The organism is Streptomyces sp. AMJ-169, from assembly GCF_055597585.1.
In genome coordinates, this window is sequence record NZ_JBVLTJ010000015.1 from 54,234 (window position 1) to 72,351 (window position 18,118).

General features: G+C 70.4%; 15 protein-coding genes. 9 read left to right on the plus strand and 6 right to left on the minus strand.

The features are described 5' to 3' along the window. Positions 1-152: 152 nt before the first annotated feature. Together ACYUD3_RS30930 and ACYUD3_RS30935 are read right to left on the minus strand one after the other, a co-directional pair. Positions 153-788, minus strand: a complete 636-nt coding sequence (locus ACYUD3_RS30930) for a class I SAM-dependent DNA methyltransferase (RefSeq protein WP_470977046.1) — start codon at positions 786-788, stop codon at positions 153-155. Between the two features lie 286 nt (positions 789-1,074). Then, entirely contained in the window at positions 1,075-1,278 is a 204-nt protein-coding gene (locus tag ACYUD3_RS30935; protein ID WP_069779342.1) for a cold-shock protein, read from the minus strand. 335 nt (positions 1,279-1,613) lie between these two features. Between ACYUD3_RS30935 and ACYUD3_RS30940 the strand changes: the two genes are divergently transcribed. Beyond that, positions 1,614-2,462, plus strand: coding sequence for a menaquinone biosynthetic enzyme MqnA/MqnD family protein (locus ACYUD3_RS30940; protein ID WP_470977049.1), 849 nt, complete (start codon positions 1,614-1,616; stop codon positions 2,460-2,462). A gap of 1,039 nt (positions 2,463-3,501) precedes the next feature. Here ACYUD3_RS30940 and ACYUD3_RS30945 read toward each other — a convergent pair. Continuing rightward, the gene (locus ACYUD3_RS30945; protein WP_470977052.1) at positions 3,502-4,881 is read right to left on the minus strand and encodes a ribosomal eL19 family protein; all 1,380 of its coding nucleotides are present in this window, start codon (positions 4,879-4,881) and stop codon (positions 3,502-3,504) included. 669 nt (positions 4,882-5,550) lie between these two features. Here ACYUD3_RS30945 and ACYUD3_RS30950 point away from each other — a divergent pair. The 3 genes from ACYUD3_RS30950 (at position 5,551) to ACYUD3_RS30960 (ending at position 9,562) form a co-directional block, all read left to right on the plus strand. Continuing rightward, on the plus strand, positions 5,551-6,375 hold the full coding sequence (locus tag ACYUD3_RS30950; RefSeq protein WP_470977055.1) for a prepilin peptidase: 825 nt from the start codon (positions 5,551-5,553) through the stop codon (positions 6,373-6,375). A gap of 1,260 nt (positions 6,376-7,635) precedes the next feature. Further along, entirely contained in the window at positions 7,636-8,835 is a 1,200-nt protein-coding gene (gene mqnC, locus ACYUD3_RS30955; protein WP_470977058.1) for a cyclic dehypoxanthinyl futalosine synthase, read from the plus strand. Positions 8,836-8,905: 70 nt separating this feature from the next. After that, positions 8,906-9,562 (plus strand): imidazolonepropionase-like domain-containing protein, encoded by a 657-nt coding sequence (locus ACYUD3_RS30960; RefSeq protein ID WP_470977061.1) that lies wholly within the window; start codon positions 8,906-8,908, stop codon positions 9,560-9,562. An 85-nt stretch (positions 9,563-9,647) separates the two neighbouring features. Here ACYUD3_RS30960 and ACYUD3_RS30965 read toward each other — a convergent pair whose 3' ends face one another. Continuing rightward, positions 9,648-10,694: a chitinase gene (locus tag ACYUD3_RS30965; protein ID WP_470977064.1), complete on the minus strand. Its 1,047-nt coding sequence runs from the start codon at positions 10,692-10,694 to the stop codon at positions 9,648-9,650. Positions 10,695-11,003: 309 nt separating this feature from the next. On the opposite strand from ACYUD3_RS30965, the gene ACYUD3_RS30970 reads away from it, so the two are divergent. The 4 genes from ACYUD3_RS30970 (at position 11,004) to ACYUD3_RS30985 (ending at position 15,674) form a co-directional block, all read left to right on the plus strand. Continuing rightward, positions 11,004-11,417 carry a hypothetical protein gene (locus tag ACYUD3_RS30970; protein ID WP_470977067.1) on the plus strand — a complete coding sequence of 138 codons (414 nt, stop codon included), beginning with the start codon at positions 11,004-11,006 and terminating at the stop codon, positions 11,415-11,417. A gap of 60 nt (positions 11,418-11,477) precedes the next feature. Further along, complete coding sequence (locus ACYUD3_RS30975; RefSeq protein WP_470977070.1) at positions 11,478-13,778, plus strand: bifunctional polysaccharide deacetylase/glycosyltransferase family 2 protein; 2,301 nt, start codon at positions 11,478-11,480, stop codon at positions 13,776-13,778. After that, positions 13,778-14,902: an acyltransferase family protein gene (locus ACYUD3_RS30980; RefSeq protein WP_470977073.1), complete on the plus strand. Its 1,125-nt coding sequence runs from the start codon at positions 13,778-13,780 to the stop codon at positions 14,900-14,902. The genes ACYUD3_RS30975 and ACYUD3_RS30980 overlap by 1 nt, the downstream gene beginning before the upstream one ends. Positions 14,903-14,978: 76 nt before the next feature. Next, positions 14,979-15,674, plus strand: coding sequence for a demethylmenaquinone methyltransferase (locus ACYUD3_RS30985; protein ID WP_470977076.1), 696 nt, complete (start codon positions 14,979-14,981; stop codon positions 15,672-15,674). Between the two features lie 72 nt (positions 15,675-15,746). Here ACYUD3_RS30985 and ACYUD3_RS30990 read toward each other — a convergent pair whose 3' ends face one another. Beyond that, the gene (locus tag ACYUD3_RS30990; RefSeq protein ID WP_470977079.1) at positions 15,747-16,076 is read right to left on the minus strand and encodes a PASTA domain-containing protein; all 330 of its coding nucleotides are present in this window, start codon (positions 16,074-16,076) and stop codon (positions 15,747-15,749) included. A 121-nt stretch (positions 16,077-16,197) separates the two neighbouring features. Continuing rightward, positions 16,198-16,704 (minus strand): GNAT family N-acetyltransferase, encoded by a 507-nt coding sequence (locus tag ACYUD3_RS30995; protein WP_470977082.1) that lies wholly within the window; start codon positions 16,702-16,704, stop codon positions 16,198-16,200. Between the two features lie 99 nt (positions 16,705-16,803). On the opposite strand from ACYUD3_RS30995, the gene ACYUD3_RS31000 reads away from it, so the two are divergent. Beyond that, positions 16,804-18,087 carry a geranylgeranyl reductase family protein gene (locus ACYUD3_RS31000; protein WP_470977085.1) on the plus strand — a complete coding sequence of 428 codons (1,284 nt, stop codon included), beginning with the start codon at positions 16,804-16,806 and terminating at the stop codon, positions 18,085-18,087. Positions 18,088-18,118 lie beyond the last annotated feature (31 nt).

Genomic DNA, 18,118 nt, shown 5'->3' on the forward strand with positions numbered 1-18,118 from the left:
GCCCCCGTACGACCATGACCACAGGGCCCGAAAGGCGGCAACCCGCTCCCAGCCGGAAGGGAGCGGGTGCCGACCTGCTTGGAGAGACGTACACAGGGCGCACATGTGAGGGACATCCCCTACGGAATGCCCCCTAAGGCCAGGGATGCCCCCTACCCCTCCCGTACCGCGATCAGAAACGCGTGCGGTGTCCGCTCCTCCCCCTCCGGCTCCCGTACCGACTGCGACAGCAGCCGGAACCCGGCCCCCTTCAGCAGCGCGGCCATCGTCTCCGGGCGGCGGCGCAGGAAATCGAGGGTGACGGGGTGGCCCCAGGGGTGTTCGTGGCGGCGGGGTTCGTCGCCCACCTGGAAGCCGAGGAGGAGGTGGCCGCCGGGTGCGAGGACGCGGTGGAACCCGGAGAAGAGGTCGGGGAGCCGGTCGGCGGGGGTGTGGATGGAGGAGTACCAGCACACGACGCCGTCGAGGGAGCCGGCCGGGAGGGCGAGGTCGAGCATCGAACCCTGTGCGAAGGGGACCCCGGGATTCTCCCTACGGGCCACCGCGAGCATCGACTCCGACAGGTCGAGGCCGGTCATCTCCAGGCCCAGCGCGGCGAGCCGTTTCGTGGTCCGGCCCGGACCGCAGCCGAGGTCCGCGACCTTCCCTCCGGCGCCGACGAGTTCCGCGTACACCGCGAGGACGGCCCGTTCCAGCGGCTTGTTCTCCAGTTCCTCGCGGAACTTCTCCGAGTAGTCCTCGGCGATGGCGTCGTAGAAGACGCGGGTGGCGGTCAGGAAATCTGTCATGGGCGGGGACCTTAGGGCACGCCACTGACAATGGGAGGGAGCTGTCGACCGCACCCGAATTCGGAATGCGGTATTCCGTGCCGGAGACCGGACGGACAGGTGTGAACGGAACCCGCGTGAACGGAATATGAATTCTCGGCGCGCCCCCTCGTACCGAACGCACCGACGCAAGGGCGGACCCTCGTACCGAAAAGGGCAGGAGCCCCGATGCCGAACGGCGCGGGGCTCCTTGGGTACTGCTCTCAGACTGCGATCCATGCTGCCGGAAGCGGCAGCATCCCGGCGATCAGACCGGGGTGACGTTCTCCGCCTGCGGGCCCTTCGGGCCCTGGGTCACGTCGAAGGAAACCTGCTGGTTCTCTTCGAGGGAGCGGAAACCCGCGGCGTTGATCGCGGAGTAGTGGACGAAGACGTCGGGGCCGCCGCCTTCCTGGGCGATGAAACCAAAGCCCTTTTCGGCGTTGAACCACTTCACGGTTCCGGTAGCCATAAGCCCTCCTTGGGCCCAAAGGGTCGCCCTGCTCCAGAACCTGCAAGTGTGAAAGCAGTGCCGCACAATGCAAACTTCCGAAAACGTCGAGAGCCCGCGGTCACATGCTCCGCAGGCTCTGTACTGCAAGGGAAACCAAACTGCAACTTGCGTCGAGCCTAGCACGCAGGCAGCCGAAAGCGATAGAGGTCAAGATCACGTCACCCGGATGTTTGAAGTACCGGGGAGAAGGATTGACGCGGCGGGAAGAACGGGGCCAGAAGGACCAGGGGTCTCGGTGGGGCCGCGCGGGGGGTGACTCTGCACCCTACCCGACCGGGGGCTAGCCTCGCGATGTGGACAATTCTCGCACCCGGCCCCGCGTCGGACACATCCAGTTCCTCAACTGCCTGCCCCTGTACTGGGGTCTCGCGAGAACGGGCACGCTGCTCGATCTCCAGCTGACCAAGGACACCCCGGAGAAGCTCAGCGAGCAGCTCGTCCGCGGGGAGCTCGACATCGCGCCGATCACCCTGGTCGAGTTCCTGCGCAACGCCGACGACCTCGTCGCCTTCCAGGACATCGCGGTCGGCTGCGACGGGCCTGTCATGTCCTGCGTGATCGTCTCCCAGGTCCCCCTCGACCGCCTCGACGGCGCCCGCGTCGCCCTCGGCTCGACCTCCCGCACCTCGGTCCGGCTCGCCCAGCTGCTGCTCGCCGAGCGCTACGGCGTCACCCCCGAGTACTACACGTGCCCGCCCGACCTCAGCCTGATGATGCAGGAGGCCGACGCCGCCGTCCTCATCGGCGACGCCGCCCTGCGCGCCAACCTCCTCGACGGTCCGCGCTACGGCCTTCAGGTCCACGACCTCGGCACGCTCTGGAAGGAATGGACCGGCCTCCCCTTCGTCTTCGCCGTCTGGGCCGCCCGCCGCGACTACCTCGAACGCGAGCCCGAGCTGACCCGCGAGGTCCACCGCGCCTTCCTCGCCTCCCGCAACCTCTCCCTCGACGAGGTCACCAAAGTCGCCGAACAGGCGGCGCGCTGGGAGGAGTTCGACGAACAGGTACTGGAGAAGTACTTCACCACCCTCGACTTCCGCTTCGGCACCCACCAGCTGAACGCGGTCACAGAATTCGCCCGCAGGGTCGGCCCGACGACCGGGTTTCCGGCGGATGTGAAGGTGGAGTTGCTGCGTAGCTGAGGGTTGCGGCTGCGGGGTCGGCGGGGTCGGCGGGCCGATCGGAGCCGGCGGGGCGGTCGGGGCGGTCGGAGTACGGGGGCGGCCGGCGGGGCCGGCGGGCTGGCGTGTGCGGTGCTGAGTTCGCGGGACGGCGAGGGGTGGCTGCGCCGGCTTCCGGAGTGTGTGGTGCGGAGTCCGCTTCGGGTCCCGGGGGTGCGTGCGCGGGGGAGCGAGGGCTGCTTCCGGGCTGTGGGGGTGCGGGGCTGCGGGGCCGTCGGGTCGGCATGGGTGGCGGGTGTGGCGCTGAGTTCGCGGGACGGCGCGGTGCGCGGTGAGCGGAGTCGGCGGCAGGTCCGGGGCGTGCGGCGCAGGCCGGCGGCTGGATCCCGAGGCGTGCGGTACGACGCCTGCTTCCCGCGCGCGGGCGGGTCTGCTTCCGGTCCCCGGGGTGAGTGGCACGGAGTCCTGCGGGGGTGCGAGGTCTGCTTCTGGGCTCCGGGGGCGTGGGTACGAGGCCTGCGTTCCGGTCCCCGGGGCGTGCGGCGCAGGCCGGTTTCGGTTTCCGAGGTGCTCGGTACGACGTTTGTTCCCGGCGTCCGGGGTGGGTCTGTTTCCGGTCCCTGGAATGAGTGGTGCAGGTCGGCTTCCGTGCCGGAGGTGCTCGGTACGACGTCTGTTCCTGGCGTCCGGGGCGGGTCTGCTTCCGGTCCCCGGGGTGAGTGGTGCCGAGTCCGCTTCAGCTTCTCGGCGTGTGCGGCGCGGTGTCTGTCGAGGGCTTTGGGATACGCGGCGCGTGCCTGTTCCAGATCCCTTGGGTGCGCGGTACGACCGCAGTTGACGTCGTCGTAATTGCCCTCGATGCTCCAACTCCCTTGTACGCGTCCCCTCCCCGCAGGGTGCGAGCGGCGTGACGCCGGCCCCCGGAGTCCAGGGCGCGCACTGGCTCCGGCGTTCAGGGGAGCGCGCAGTGCTCCGGCGTCCAGGAGGCGCAGCGCTCCGGTACCCAGGGTGCGCAGTGCTCCGGCGGCCACGGGGCACTCGGCGCTTCGGTGCCCTGTGTTCAGCGGTGGCCCAACCACTCCTCCTCGTCCAGCAACTTCCGCAACGCGGGCGAGAGTTCAGGCGCCGTCGCGCCGTCGGCCTGTGCGTCCGCGACCGCCGTGAGGTACGCCAGCGACTCCTCCCGCAGCCGCGCCCGCTCGGCCCCCCGCCGCCCCCCGGCCCGCCACACCCCCACCGCGAGCGGTACGAGCAGCAACGCCCCGTACGCCACCGGCGCCCCCTCCCACCACGCGTACCCGGCCCCACCGAGCGCACCGGCGACCAGCAGACACCCGGCCTCACCGTGCCAGCCGGTGTCGTGGGCGAGGGCTTCGTAGGCGGCGACGGAGTCGGGCTTCTCGGGGACGGCCGCTGGACCCTTACGGGGAGCCGGGGAACCCTGAGTGCCCTGAACGTCGGCTGCCGAACCCCTACGGGGAGCCGAGGAACCCTGAGCGGGAGCCGCCGGATCCTGAACGCCGGCTGTCGGACCCTTACGGGAAGCCGTTGGGCTCTGAGTGCCGGGCGCCGAACCCTTAAGGGGAGCCGAGGACTCCCGAGCGGGGGGCGCTGAATCCTGAGCGCAGGGCGTCGAGCCCTTAAGGGAAGCCGAGGAATCCCGCGCCGGGGCCGCTGGATCCTGAGCGCTGGCCGGCGGAGCCTTACGGGAAGTCACCGGACCCTGATCCCCTGCGGCTGCCCCCTTACTGGTAGCCGCCGAACCCTCAAGGGGACCAGCCGAACCCTTAAGGGACCCCTCCTCCAGCCCGTCGCCGGACCCCTCCTCCAGCCCGTCGCCGGACCCCTCCTCCACCCCGTCGCCCGCGCCCCCACGCGTACAGGACTCCCGCACACCCCCCTCCCCGCTCCCCACCCCCCGATACACCGGCACCGCCACCACCGCTCGCCCGCCCCCGTACTCCGACCGCCCCTCCAGCCACGCCGGTATGTACGCCACCGGCAGCCCCCGCGCCCGCGCGACCCCGAGCACGTGCCGGTAGCCGACCAGCGCCGGATGCCTCAACTCCCGTTTCCAGCGCAGCCGTACGGTCGTGAGGGCGGCGGTGGCGAGGACCAGGAGGGGGGCGGTGGGACCGTAGGACAGGGCGGGGCTGTCACCGAGGTCAGCCAGCCCCTCCAGACCCCCTAGGTCCCCCAGGGACAGGATCAGGGGCGCGAGGAACGGCCAGAGCGCCCCCGTCACCAGCGCCGCGCCCCCGATCCACACCGCCCGCCCCCGCCGGGCCTCCCGCAGCGCGTCCCGGCGTTCCTCGAACATCTCCGCGACGGCGTCGTCGTCCAGATAGTTCACGCCGTACTGCGCACCGATCGTCCGGGCCGACGCCAGCACGGTCGGATCGGTCGCCAGCGTCGCCCCGCTGATCGGAAGAAGGTCCATTTCCGGATCATGGCACGGGAGTTCGGGTGCCCCGGCGGGCGTCGGGAGGGAACGCGCGGGGGGCGTGCGGGGGAGTCGTGGACGGCGGGGAAGGGCAGGATGGTGGCCGTGCTGACCGAGCAGTGGGTGACCGGGCCATGGGTGATCGCGTCGGCGGCGGCGCTGTGGGGAACAGCGTCCGGCGCGGCGCTGCCCCGGGCGGTGTACAGGTTTTCGGTACCGGTGGTGGAGGAGGAACCCGTAGGGGAGAGGGAAGCCGAGCGGGCGGGGAGGCGCGCGGGGGAGAGGGGGCGCGCCGGAGAGAGGGGGCCTGCGGGGAAGGGGGAACCCCCAGAAGAAAGGGCGCCCCTCAAGAAGGTCCAACCCCCAGAAGAAGGGGAACCCGCAGAGGAAAGGGCGCTCGCCAAGAAGGGCCAACCCGCAGAAGAAGGGGAACCCGCAGAACAAAGGGCGCCCACAAAGGAAAGGGCGCCCGCCGAGAAGCGCCAGCCCGCCCCTGACCCCACCCTCACCCCAGACTGGCACCGCACCTGCCCCGCCGGCCACCCACTACGAGGCTGGCTGGGCCCCGCCCGCTGCCCGACCTGCGCGAGCCCCCCTAGGGGACCGGCCAAGGAACCCTCGCCGTTCAGCGGCCCCCTAAGGGAAGGGGTGCCCCTAAGGGAAGGAATGCCCCTAGGGGAAAGGAACCCGTCAGGAGACCGGCACCCCGTAGGGGAAGCCACCGCCGCCCCCGGAGCCCCGGCACCCCAGCCGCCAGCACCCCCGCAGAAATCCGCCCCCCAACTCCCCGAACCCCCCGCCCGCCCACATCAGCCATCCCACCTCCCCAAGCCCCCCACCTACGACCCACCCCTCACCCCCCTCACCACGCCCAGCTACGGCCCATCCCCCACCCCCCTCACCACGCCCACCTACGACCCATCCCCCACCCCCTTCGCCACCCCCACCTACGGCCCACCCCTCACTTCCCTAGCCACCCCCACCGCCCTCCTCTGCGCCCTCCTCGCCCTAGCCACCGGCCCCCGCCCCGAGCTCGCCGTCTGGCTGCTGCTCGCCCCCGTATGGGTGCTGCTGGCCGCCGTCGACATACGCGTACGCCGGCTGCCGAACCCGCTCACCCTCGGGCTCGCCGGTGCCGCAGCCCTTCTGCTGGGGCTCGTCCAGCTGCTGCCCGAACATGCCGGGGAGTGGGGCACCGCACTCCTCGCCGGGCCCGTCTTCGGACTCGGGCTGACCCTTCTGCACCTGCTCAACCCGGCCGGGATGGGCTTCGGGGACGCCAAGCTGGCGCTGGGGTCGGGGGTCGTGCTGGGGTGGTACGGGTGGGACACCCTCCTGCTCGGGGCGTTCTCGGGGTTCGCCCTCGGGGCGCTGTACGGGATGACCCTGGTCATCACCCGGAGAGCCGGCCGGCGGACGGTCATCGCGTTCGGCCCGTTCCTCATCGCCGGGACCGTCCTCGGCGTACTGGCCGGGGCGTACACAGCCTGACGAGGGTGCACGCCCCCCGGAGCGCCCGACCGGGACGCGCGCAGTCTGACCGGGACGCGCATGACCTTGACCGGCGCCCATCGCCGTGACCGGGACGCGCATGACCTTGACCGGTGCCCATCGCCGTGACCGGGACGCGCATGACCTTGACCGGTGCCCATCGCCGTGACCGGGACGCGCATGACCTTGACCGGTGCCCATCGCCGTGACCGGGACGCGCATGACCTTGACCGGTGCCCATCGCCGTGACCGGGACGCGCATGACCTTGACCGGTGCCCATCGCCGTGACCGGGACGCGCATGACCTTGACCGGTGCCCATCGCCGTGACCGGGACGCGCATGACCTTGACCGGTGCCCATCGCCGTGACCGGGACGCGCATGACCTTGACCGGTGCCCATCGCCGTGACCGGGACGCGCATGACCTTGACCGGTGCCCATCGCCGTGACCGGGACGCGCATGACCTTGACCGGTGCCCATCGCCGTGACCGGGACGCGCATGACCTTGACCGGTGCCCATCGCCGTGACCGGGACGCGCATGACCTTGACCGGTGCCCATCGCCGTGACCGGGACGCGCATGACCTTGACCGGTGCCCATCGCCGTGACCGGGACGCGCATGACCTTGACCGGTGCCCATCGCCGTGACCGGGACGCGCATGACCTTGACCGGTGCCCATCGCCGTGACCGGGACGCGCATGACCTTGACCGGTGCCCATCGCCGTGACCGGGACGCGCATGACCTTGACCGGTGCCCATCGCCGTGACCGGGACGCGCATGACCTTGACCGGTGCCCATCGCCGTGACCGGGACGCGCATGACCTTGACCGGTGCCCATCGCCGTGACCGGGACGCGCATGACCTTGACCGGTGCCCATCGCCGTGACCGGGACGCGCATGACCTTGACCGGTGCCCATCGCCGTGACCGGGACGCGCATGACCTTGACCGGTGCCCATCGCCGTGACCGGGACGCGCATGACCCTGACCGGCCCCCATCCCCCCGACCGGAACGCCCATCACCTTGACCGGCGCCCATCCCCCCGACCAGGACGCCCATCCCCCCGCCCGGCGCCCATCACCCCGCCCGGGACGCATCCGCCCCCACCGCAGCCCACACACCCCGACCGCAGTCCCCCACGCCCCCACCACAGTCACCCACCCCCGACCGCCCCCCGTCCAGCCTGACCGCAGCCCCCCCACCCCCCTGGCGTACGCTAAGTCGAGTCCGTCCACACCCCTCCGAAAGGGACGCCCGGTGACCGAGAAGGCCGACCTCCAGTCCGTCCTCGACCGTGCCGCAGCCGGTGGGCGGATCACCCCCGAGGAAGCGCTCGATCTCTACCGGGACGCCCCGCTGCACGCGCTCGGCGCCGCCGCCGACGCCGTGCGCCGGCGGAAGTACGCCGGCACCGAGCACATCGCGACGTACATCATCGAGCGGAACATCAACTACACGAACGTGTGCGTCACGGCGTGCAAGTTCTGTGCGTTCTACGCCGCGCCGAAGGACAGGGCGAAGGGCTGGACGCGTGATCTGGACGACATCCTGCGCCGCTGCGCGGAGACCGTCGAGCTCGGCGGGACGCAGATCATGTTCCAGGGCGGGCACCACCCGGACTACGGGGTCGAGTACTACGAACGCCACTTCGCGGCGATCAAGGACGCGTTCCCGCAGCTGGTGATCCACTCGCTGGGCGCCTCCGAGGTCGAGCACATGGCGCGGATCTCCGGGGTGTCGGTCGAGGAGGCCATCACCCGTATCCACACCGCCGGCCTCGACTCCTTCGCCGGCGCCGGCGCGGAACTCCTCCCCGCGCGCCCCCGCAAGGCGATCGCGCCCCTGAAGGAGTCCGGCGAGCGCTGGCTGGAGATCATGGAGACCGCGCACCGGCTGGGCGTGGAGTCCACCTCGACCATGCTCATGGGCACCGGCGAGACCAACGCCGAACGCATCGAGCACCTGCGGATGATCCGCGACGTCCAGGACCGCACCGGCGGTTTCCGCGCGTTCATCCCGTACACCTACCAGCCCGAGAACAACCACCTGAAGGGCCGCACCCAGGCGACCCTCTTCGAGTACCTGCGGATGATCGCCATCGCCCGCGTCTTCATGGACAACGTCCAGCACATCCAGGGCAGTTGGCTGACGACCGGCAAGGAGGTCGGCCAGCTCTCCCTGCACTACGGTGCCGACGACCTCGGCTCGATCATGCTGGAGGAGAACGTCGTCTCCTCGGCCGGCGCCAAGCACCGCTCCAACCGCCAGGAGATCATCGACCTGATCCGCAAGGCGGACCGCGTCCCGGCCCAACGCGCCACGACGTACGAGCACTTGGTGATCCACGACGACCCGGCGAACGACCCCGTCGACGAGCGCGTCATGTCGCACATCTCCTCCACGGCGATCGAAGGCGGCACCGCCCACCCCGAGTTGAAGCTGATCGCCACCAACTGAGGCCCACCACAACAGAACTGAGGCCCCCGGAAAGCCGAGCCATGCCCCTGAGGCCCCCCGGAGCCGTGCCGTGCTGACGATCCACACCGCGCCCCTGCTCCTGCCGGTCGGCGTGGAACCGATCGCGGACGGCGCGGTCGCGGTCGACGGCGACCGGATCACCGCCTTCGGCCCCTACGACACCGTCGCCGCCGCCGCGCCCGCCGCCCGCGTACGCCGCTGGCCCGGCGTCCTCACCCCCGGGCTGCGCCAGCGCCACGCCCTGCGGCTGCTGCGCGACTGCTACCACCCCGACCCGCGCGAGGCCGACGAGCTGGGCGAACTCCCGCTGTACGGCGAGGAGTTCGCGGCCCTGGAACGGACCGGCGCCCTCACCGGCACCCGCCGCTCCGGCAGTGTCCGGCGCGGTATCCAGCGGATGCTGGCCCACGGCACGACGGCCGTCGCGACCCCGGGCGCCCGCTTCACCGACCCCCTCCTCGCCCAGGCGATCGCCCGCTCAGGTCTCGTCGTCACCGACGGCACGGCCCCCGACGGCCGCCCCGGCCTCGACCCCTTCGCCGACGGCCACACCCTCGCCGCCACCGTCCGCACCCCCCTCGCCGTCGGCGCCCGAGCCGACCTCGCCGTGTTCGACGTCCCCGACGAGACGGCGCTCCTGGAGCAGGGCGCGGGGAGTTGCGCGGCGACCGTCCTCAACGGCCGCCTGATGTACCGGAGTCGGTGAACTCCCCCTGAAACAGCCCGCCTTCTGAAGAGCGCGCCCTCCCTGCGGGAACTCCCCCTGAAACAGCCCGAGTCGGACCGCTCCCTCACGACTTCCCCGCGAACGCCTTCCCGAACGCCCCCGAACTCTGGCTCACCCCACTGCAATTGGTCGCCGAGTCCCCCTTCTCCGCCGACCCGCTCTCGCACTGCTGATCCCGGAACGTCGCCCACATCGACACCCACGCGATCCCCTTCTCCTCGGCGAACTCCCGTACCTGCGCCGCGTCGGAGAGGCTGAGCGTCTCCCCGGCGATGTCGTTGACGCCGAGCATCGAGGTGAGCGCCATGCCGTGCCAGGCGCCCTCGTCGGAGGTGCCGAAGACGGACTTCAGCTGGGTGTGGGCGGCGGTCGCGGAGGTGATGGCGTAGTCGCCCATGTCGCCGGTGTAGCTCTCGCCGTAGTTCATGGTCATGATGTTGACGCCGGAGACCTGGACGTCGTACTTGTTCGCCGAGGCCAGCAGGGCGAGGCCGGCGGAGTCGAGGCCGGAGGGCATCACCGGGAGGGTGTAGGTGACCTTCAACTCCGGGCGCTGCTTCTGGAGTTGGGCGATCGCCTCGGAGCGCCGGGCGACCGAGGCGCTGTCGGTGAGGGTGGTGCCCTCGATGTCGAAGTCGGCCTTGGTCGCGCCGGCCGCGTCCAGGGCGGCGCCGTACGCCTTCGCGAGGTCGGAGGCGCTGGAGCAGACCGTCGCCAGCTCCTTGCCGGAGGCGCCGCCGAAGGAGACGCGGACGCTCGCGCCGGTGGCGGTCAGGGCCGCTATCCGGGATTTGACCTTCGTGTCGCCGATCGCGTCGGTGCCGTTCCACTTGGCGGTGCAGCTGCTGCCGTCGGAGATGACGAAGGCGAGGTTGTAGGTGGCCGGGGAGCCGGCGGAGTCGTTCGCGGAGGCCTCGGTGGCGCTGACGTAGGGCTCGTAGGACGTGGTGGCGGTGGGGGACTGGGACGGCTGAGGGGTCGATGAGGGGGTGGCTGAATCAGTCGCCTCGGGGGCCGCCTCCGTCGTCGCGCTCTTGTCCGCCGAACAACCCGTCGCCGCGAGGGCGAACAGGCAGGTCAGCCCGGTCAGCGACGTCAGGAAACGCCTCATGCTCAAGCACCCGCTCTCGTGATTTCGATCTCAGGGAAGGCGAAACAAATTGTGTTTCTGAAGTAAAAATGTCTCACACGAGGGCAGGGAGCGAAGGAACAGTAACCGCACAGAAAGCGCATGGACAGAGTCGATCAAAACCGGGCAAGCCCCCGCCCAAAAGGGACAATCAACCCTTGCATTCCGCGGGGTCGGCGCGCAGCCGTTTTGCCGTTCTCTCAGGTGAAAGACAGGTTCCGGTGTTTCTCATGGGTCTCTCACAACAGAGTCAGAGTTTAGGCCACATAAAGGCTCCCTAATATCCGGGGAATGCATTCCGAGCCCGCCTACGAAAGCCGCGCAGCCGCCCGCGGTCGCCGTCGCAAACGCGGCCGTGACTCCGCCGAGGGGCCCGTGTTCGTCGACAATTCCGGACGCAGGTCCAAGCTGCTGCGCCGGCTCGGCCTCCTCCTCGGGGTCGGCTGCCTCGCCTACGCCGTGATCCTCGGCGCCGCCTTCATGGGCTGGGGCACCTCGCTCACCCCGTCCGCCCTGCTGCCCTTCGGCGGCGGAAACGGCGGCGGCGCCCAGGGCCCCGGCGGCGGCCTCGGCCCGGCCGGCGGCCGCAACGGAACCGCCCCCAGCGGCGCCCCCACCGCCGCCCCGCCGGTCTACTCCGACGGCTCCGCGAACCCCGCCGCCGTCCCCTCCGCCGTCCCCTCCGCGTCCGCGACGGCCGGCTGACCCGCCCCCGGCGGCACATCTGAGGACCCCAACCGGAACGGAACGCTGAGGCAACTCCCCATGGCTACGACGACGTCCAACCGCGGCCGCCGCCGCGCCCCCTCCCGGATCGGGCGGGCGGCGGGCAAGGCCGCGGCACTCCAGAAACCGCGGGTCATCCTCGCGCTGCTGCTCCTGCTCGCGCTGACCAGCGTCATGCTGCTCGACGGCTATCTGCGCGCCGAGGTCGGCGGCGACGAGCGGGTCAGGACCGGCGCCAGCGCCGACGACGTACCCGACAAGGTCCTCGACGGCGGGCCCATCCTCACGTTCCGGGGCGGGCAGGCGACCAGCATCTCGGTGCCGAAGAAGACGATCGCGCTGACCTTCGACGACGGCCCCAACCCGACCTGGACCCCGCAGGTCCTCGCGATCCTTCAGAAGTACGACGTGCCCGGCACGTTCTTCCTGGTCGGCTCGATGATCTCGCGCTACCCGGACATCGTGAAGGACATGGTCGACGAGGGGAACGAGGTCGGCATCCACACCTTCACCCACGTCGACCTCTCCTACCAGTCCGACGCCCGCGTCAACCGCGAGATGCAGCAGACCCAGCTCGCCCTGGCCGGCGCGGCCGGCATCACCACGACCCTGTTCCGCGCCCCCTACTCGTCCGAGACGAACGCCATCGACAACTACAGCTGGCCCGTCTACAAGAAGCTCGGCGCGGACGGCTACACCAGCGTCTTCGTCGACACCGACTCCGACGACTGGAAGAAGCCCGGCGTCTCGAAGATCATCCAGTGGGCGACGCCCGAGGACGGCAAGGGCGCCTCGGTCCTCTTCCACGACGCCGGCGGCGAACGCTCCCAGACCATCGCCGCCCTCCCCACCTACATCGAGAAGATGAAGGCCAAGGGGTACACCTTCACCACGATCAGCGGGGTGATGGAGGAACAGCAGCAGACCGGTACGACGGCCCCGGCGGGAGCCGGAGCGGGAGCGGGCGCCGGAGCCCCGGGCGGCGCCGAAGGACAGGGCGGCGGCGCAGGCCAGGGCACCGGGATCGACCGGCTCCAGGCCGCCCACCGCAAGGCGTCCGGCGTCACCCTCTACGAGGGCAAGGCCCTCCTCGCGGCCGTCGCGCTCGCCGAATGGACGGTCCCGGCGCTCTCCGTCGGTCTGATGGTCGTAGGCGTCGCGGTCATGAGCCGGTTCGGGATGATGCTGATCCTCGCGCGGCGGCACTACCGCAAACGCAACAAGCGGCGCTTCAGCTGGGGGCCCGAGATCACCCGGCCGGTGAGTGTGATCGTCCCGGCGTACAACGAGAAGGAGTGCATCGCCAACACCCTTGAGTCGCTGGCGCAGAGCACGCATCCGATCGAGGTCATCGTCGTGGACGACGGTTCCACGGACGGCACTTCGGAGATCGCCCGCGAGGCCGCCGACCGGCTCGGCATGACCAACGTACGCGTCATCCGGCAGGAGAACGCGGGCAAGCCGGCCGCGCTCAACAACGGGGTGCGCAGCGCGAGCCACGACATCGTCATCATGATGGACGGCGACACCGTCTTCGAGCCCGACGCCGTCCACCAGCTGGTGCAGCCGTTCGCCGATCCCAAGGTCGGGGCGGTCGCGGGCAACGCCAAGGTCGGCAACCGCAACACCATCATCGGGGCCTGGCAGCACATCGAGTACGTGATGGGCTTCAACCTCGACCGGCGCATGTACGACCTGCTGCGCTGCATGCCGACGATCCCCGGCGCGATCGGCGCGTTCCGCCGCGACGCGGTCCTGGAGGTCGGCGGGATGAGCGAGGACACCCTCGCCGAGGACACCGACATCACCATCGCCATGCACCGCGCGGGCTGGCACGTCGTCTACCAGGAGCACGCCCGCGCCTGGACCGAGGCGCCGGGCTCGCTCAAGCAGCTGTGGTCGCAGCGCTACCGGTGGTCGTACGGGACCATGCAGGCGCTCTGGAAGCACCGCAAGTCCCTTACGGACAAGGGGCCTTCGGGGCGGTTCGGGCGGGTCGGGATGCCGCTCGTGGTCATCTTCCAGATCATCACGCCGGTGTTCGCGCCGCTCATCGACGTGTTCACCGTCTACTCCATGATCTTCGTCGACTTCCAGGCCGCGCTGCTCGCCTGGCTCGCCGTCCTCGGTCTCCAACTCCTGTGCGCCGCCTACGCGTTCCGGCTCGACCGGGAGCAGTACCGGTATCTGCTGATGATGCCGCTCCAGCAGCTCGCCTACCGGCAGATGATGTACCTCGTCCTGATCCACTCCTGCATCACCGCGCTGACCGGCGGGCGGCTGCGCTGGCAGAAGCTCAAGCGGACCGGTGAGGTCGGGACTCCGGCGGGGGCGAGCTGATGGGGACCCGCAGGAAGGGGGCGCCGCTTCCGGAGCCCCGCGTGCTGCCCGAGACACCTGCCGTCGAGCCTGCCGCGAAGCCCCAACGGCCGTCCAGGGACCGGTACTTCGACACCCTCAGGGCCCTCGCCCTGATCCGGGTCGTCGCGTATCACACCTTCGGCTGGGCCTGGGCCGGCATGGTCTTCCCGTCCATGGGGATCATGTTCGGGCTCGCCGGGACGCTCATGGCGAAGTCGCTGGAGCGGCCCGCGCCGAAGGTGATCCGGGGCCGGCTGCGCAGGCTGCTGCCGCCGTTCTGGTTCTGGGGCTTCTTCGTCGTCCTCGCGATGCTCAAGCACGACTGGATGCCGGGCTGGCAGATCGTCTTCTGGATCGTGCCGGTCGGTGACCCGCCGGGCAACGCGTGGGGGACGCAGGCCTGGGAGATCCTCTGGTACCTGCGTACCTACCTCTGGTTCGTGCTGCTCTCGCCCGTGCTGCTGCGGGTGTTCCGGCTCGCGCCGGTCGTGGTGCTGCTCGGCTCGCTCGCGCCGATCCTCGTCCTGCACTACCTGTGGGAGCCGCCGGACAACCGGTTCGGCAACGGGCTGACCGACCTCGCGACCTTCCTGTTCTGCTGGGTCCTCGGCTTCGCGCACCGCGAGGGCGTGCTCCAGCGGCTCAAGCCGTTCGCGGTCGTCGTCCTCTCCCTCGCCGCGATCGGCTTCGGCGGCTGGTACGCCTTCACCCACCAGGGGGAGACCGGCAGTTACGACCTCGACGACATCCCCCTCGCGCAGGCGTTCTGGTCCGCCGGGTACGTGACGCTGCTGATGTATGCCAAGGCGTACTTCAAGGTCGATCTCGCCGGGCTCGTCAAGCACAGGCGGCTCGACCGGATCGTCACCGTCTTCAACGCCCGCGCGGTCACGATCTACCTGTGGCACGAGATCGCGCTGGTCCTCGCGGTCCCGCTGATCGACCAGTTCTGGAACGTCCCCGCGTTCGTGAAGTGGCTTCCGCTGGGCAGCCAGTGGTTCATGTTCATCATCGGGTGCGTGCTGATCGTCGTGTTCGTGCTGCTGTGCGGGTGGGTGGAGGACGTGGCGGGGAAGAAGAAGCCCAAGCTGCTGCCGCGCTAGCTTTCTACGGGGCTGTCGCTAGAAACCTCTAGATACCGCTAACAGTCTCTAGAGGTAGGGCTGCAAGAATGACCCGGTGACCCGCGCATTCCTGGACAAGCAGCCGCACGAAGTCGCCACGATGTTCGACAACGTGGCGGAACGGTACGACCTGACCAACGACGTGCTGTCCCTCGGACAGGACCGGCGCTGGCGCAAGGAGGTCGCGCGGGCGGTGGACGCCCGCCCGGCGCAGAAGGTCCTCGACCTCGCGGCCGGCACGGCGACCTCCTCGCTGCCGTTCGCGCAGAGCGGCGCGTACGTCGTCCCCTGCGACTTCTCCCTCGGGATGCTCCAGGTCGGCAAGGCGCGCCACGCGTGGCTGCCGTTCACCGCCGGGGACGCGACACGGCTGCCGTTCAAGGACGACACCTTCGACGCCGTGACGATCTCCTTCGGGCTGCGCAACGTGCAGGACTTCGACGCGGCGCTGCGCGAGATGCACCGGGTGACCCGCCCCGGCGGGCGCGTCGTGATCTGCGAGTTCTCGCACCCGACGTGGGCGCCGTTCCGCACGGTCTACACCGAGTACCTGATGCGCGCGCTGCCCCCGGCGGCCCGCGCGGTCTCCTCCAGCCCCGACGCGTACGTCTACCTCGCCGAGTCGATCCGCGCCTGGCCGAACCAGCCGGCGCTCGCCGCGCGGCTTCAGGAGGCCGGGTGGGAGCGGGTCGCGTGGCGGAATCTGACCGGGGGAGTGGTGGCGCTGCACCGGGGCTTCAAGCCCGCCTGACAGCGGGCCCTGACAGGGAGAGCCCCTAAGGGCGCGGGCCCTGACAGGGAGAGCCCCTAAGGGCTGGGGCCGCTAATACGCCGGGCCGCCGAACCCCGCCACGGCGTACGGGTCGCCCGGCTCCTCCAGCTCGCGCTGCATCCCGCCGCCGCCCGGCCGGGGCACCCGCGGTTCGTGGACGCCCGCCCCGCCGCCGCCCTCCCCTTCGCCGAAGTCGAACCACACCGTGACGACGGCGCCGCGCGGGATCTCGACGCCGGGGGGCGGGTACTGGCGTACGACGTGGTCGATGACCGTGCGGGAGAAGTCGGGGCGGTCCGGCGCGGCGAGCCGGATGCCATGGGCCTTGGCCGAGTCGCGCGCGTCCATGGCCATCAGGCCGACCAGACGTGGGACGCGCACTTCGGGTGTCTTGGGTGGTATGTGCACAGATGTCACCCCCAGCGGTACTGGCAGGGTAACCGCTGGAGGGGGCCGTCCGGAAGCTCTGTGCGACGAATTCGCGACGGTTGGCTACCCAGAGTTACAGCTTGAGCCGGTAACAGAGCGCCTCCTCCGCGAGGCGAGGGTGCGGGAAGCGATCGGAAAGCTCCATTCCCAGCCGTTTCGCGACCGCCGCCGACCGCTCGTTACCGGGCCTGATCATCGCGACGACACTCGTGACGCCCGCCGACCGCACCCGCTCCAGGGTCATATGGGCCGCCGCCGTGACGTACCCCTTGCCCCAGTGCGCGCGTCCGAGCCGCCAGCCGATCTCGATCTCGCCTTTCGGCCCCCAGTCCTGCGGCCATGGCTGCGCCCCGGTGAAGCCGATCACCTCGCCCTCCCGGTCGAGCATGGTCCACAGACAGAACCCGTGCTCCGCGTCGTGCCGCCGCTGACGGGCGGTGAGTTCCTCGTAGTACGACAGCTCGGCCGAACCGCCGCCGAAGAACTCCATCACCTCGGGGTGGTCGAAGATCCGATGCCAGGCGACGGCGTCCTCGTCCGTGGGGACGCGCAGACGTACGACAGGGAGAGCCAGGTTCACGGGGGGAGCCCTTCAGCCGGGTGATCAATTCTGCTGAATAGACTGCCCATGTCCAGTGCCGGTCGGCACGCAGATTCCGATACTTGGGGAGATCCAGCCGTGACCGTCGTGACTGAGAACACCGCCGACGTCATCGTCGTGGGCGCGGGGCCCGCCGGTTCGACGACCGCCTACCACCTCGCCAAGTCCGGGCTCGACGTCCTCCTGCTGGAGAAGACCGAGTTCCCGCGCGAGAAGGTGTGCGGCGACGGGCTCACCCCGCGTGCCACGAAACAGCTGGTCGCGATGGGGGTCGACCTCTCCGAGGAGGCCGGCTGGCTGCGCAACAAGGGCCTGCGCATCATCGGCGGCGGCGTCCGCCTCCAGCTGGACTGGCCCGAGCTGGCCTCCTACCCGGACTACGGACTCGTCCGCAAACGCGACGACTTCGACGAGCAGCTGGCCCGGCAGGCGCAGAAGGCGGGGGCGCGGCTGCACGAGCGGTGCAACGTGGGCGCGCCGGTCGTCGACGAGCGGACCGGGCGGATCACCGGGGTGCACGCGAGGGTCGGGGAGGAGAAGCGGGAGGTCACCTTCCACGCGCCGCTGGTGGTCGCCGCCGACGGCAACTCCACGCGGCTGTCCCTGGCGATGGGGCTACACCGGCGGGAGGACCGGCCGATGGGGGTGGCGGTGCGGACGTACTTCGAGTCGCCGCGGCACGAGGACGACTACCTGGAGTCCTGGCTGGAGCTGTGGGACCGGCGCGGGCCCGGCGAGGACCGCCTTCTCCCCGGCTACGGCTGGATCTTCGGCATGGGGGACGGGACGTCGAACGTCGGCCTCGGGGTCCTCAACACCTCCGACTCCTTCAAGGAGCTGGACTGGCGTGAGGTGCTGAAGGCGTGGTGCGCGTCGATGCCCGAGGAGTGGGGGTACACGCCGGAGAACATGACGGGCCCGATCCGCGGCGCGGCGCTCCCCATGGCCTTCAACCGCCAACCCCATTACACCAAGGGCCTGTTGCTGGTCGGCGACGCCGGCGGCATGGTGAACCCCTTCAACGGCGAGGGCATCGCCTACGCCATGGAGTCCGGCCAGATCGCCGCCGACGTCATCGTCCAGGCCCACGCCCGCGCGACCCCCGGCCAGCGGGAGATCGCCCTCCAGCGCTATCCGCAGGTCCTGAAGGACACCTACGGCGGCTACTACACCCTGGGCCGCGCCTTCGTGAAGCTCATCGGCAACCCGAAGGTCATGAAGATCGCCACCCAACGCGGCCTGACGCACCCGTTGCTGATGAAGTTCACCCTGAAAATGCTGGCCAACCTGACGGACCCGACGGGCGGCGACGCGATGGACCGCATCATCAACGGGTTGAGCAAGGTGGCGCCGAAGGCGTAGGGGAGGGGGCGGAGCCGGTCCGGCTCGGCAG

What these genes read in the sequence shown, in the direction of transcription:
- ACYUD3_RS30930 (WP_470977046.1), bottom strand. Translation starts at nt 788, where the DNA reads ATGACAGATTTCCTGACCGCCACCCGCGTCTTCTACGACGCCATCGCC.
- ACYUD3_RS30935 (WP_069779342.1), bottom strand. Translation starts at nt 1,278, where the DNA reads ATGGCTACCGGAACCGTGAAGTGGTTCAACGCCGAAAAGGGCTTTGGT.
- ACYUD3_RS30945 (WP_470977052.1), bottom strand. Translation starts at nt 4,881, where the DNA reads ATGGACCTTCTTCCGATCAGCGGGGCGACGCTGGCGACCGATCCGACC.
- ACYUD3_RS30950 (WP_470977055.1), top strand. Translation starts at nt 5,551, where the DNA reads ATGCCCCTAGGGGAAAGGAACCCGTCAGGAGACCGGCACCCCGTAGGG.
- ACYUD3_RS30965 (WP_470977064.1), bottom strand. Translation starts at nt 10,694, where the DNA reads ATGAGGCGTTTCCTGACGTCGCTGACCGGGCTGACCTGCCTGTTCGCC.
- ACYUD3_RS30970 (WP_470977067.1), top strand. Translation starts at nt 11,004, where the DNA reads ATGCATTCCGAGCCCGCCTACGAAAGCCGCGCAGCCGCCCGCGGTCGC.
- ACYUD3_RS30975 (WP_470977070.1), top strand. Translation starts at nt 11,478, where the DNA reads ATGGCTACGACGACGTCCAACCGCGGCCGCCGCCGCGCCCCCTCCCGG.
- ACYUD3_RS30980 (WP_470977073.1), top strand. Translation starts at nt 13,778, where the DNA reads ATGGGGACCCGCAGGAAGGGGGCGCCGCTTCCGGAGCCCCGCGTGCTG.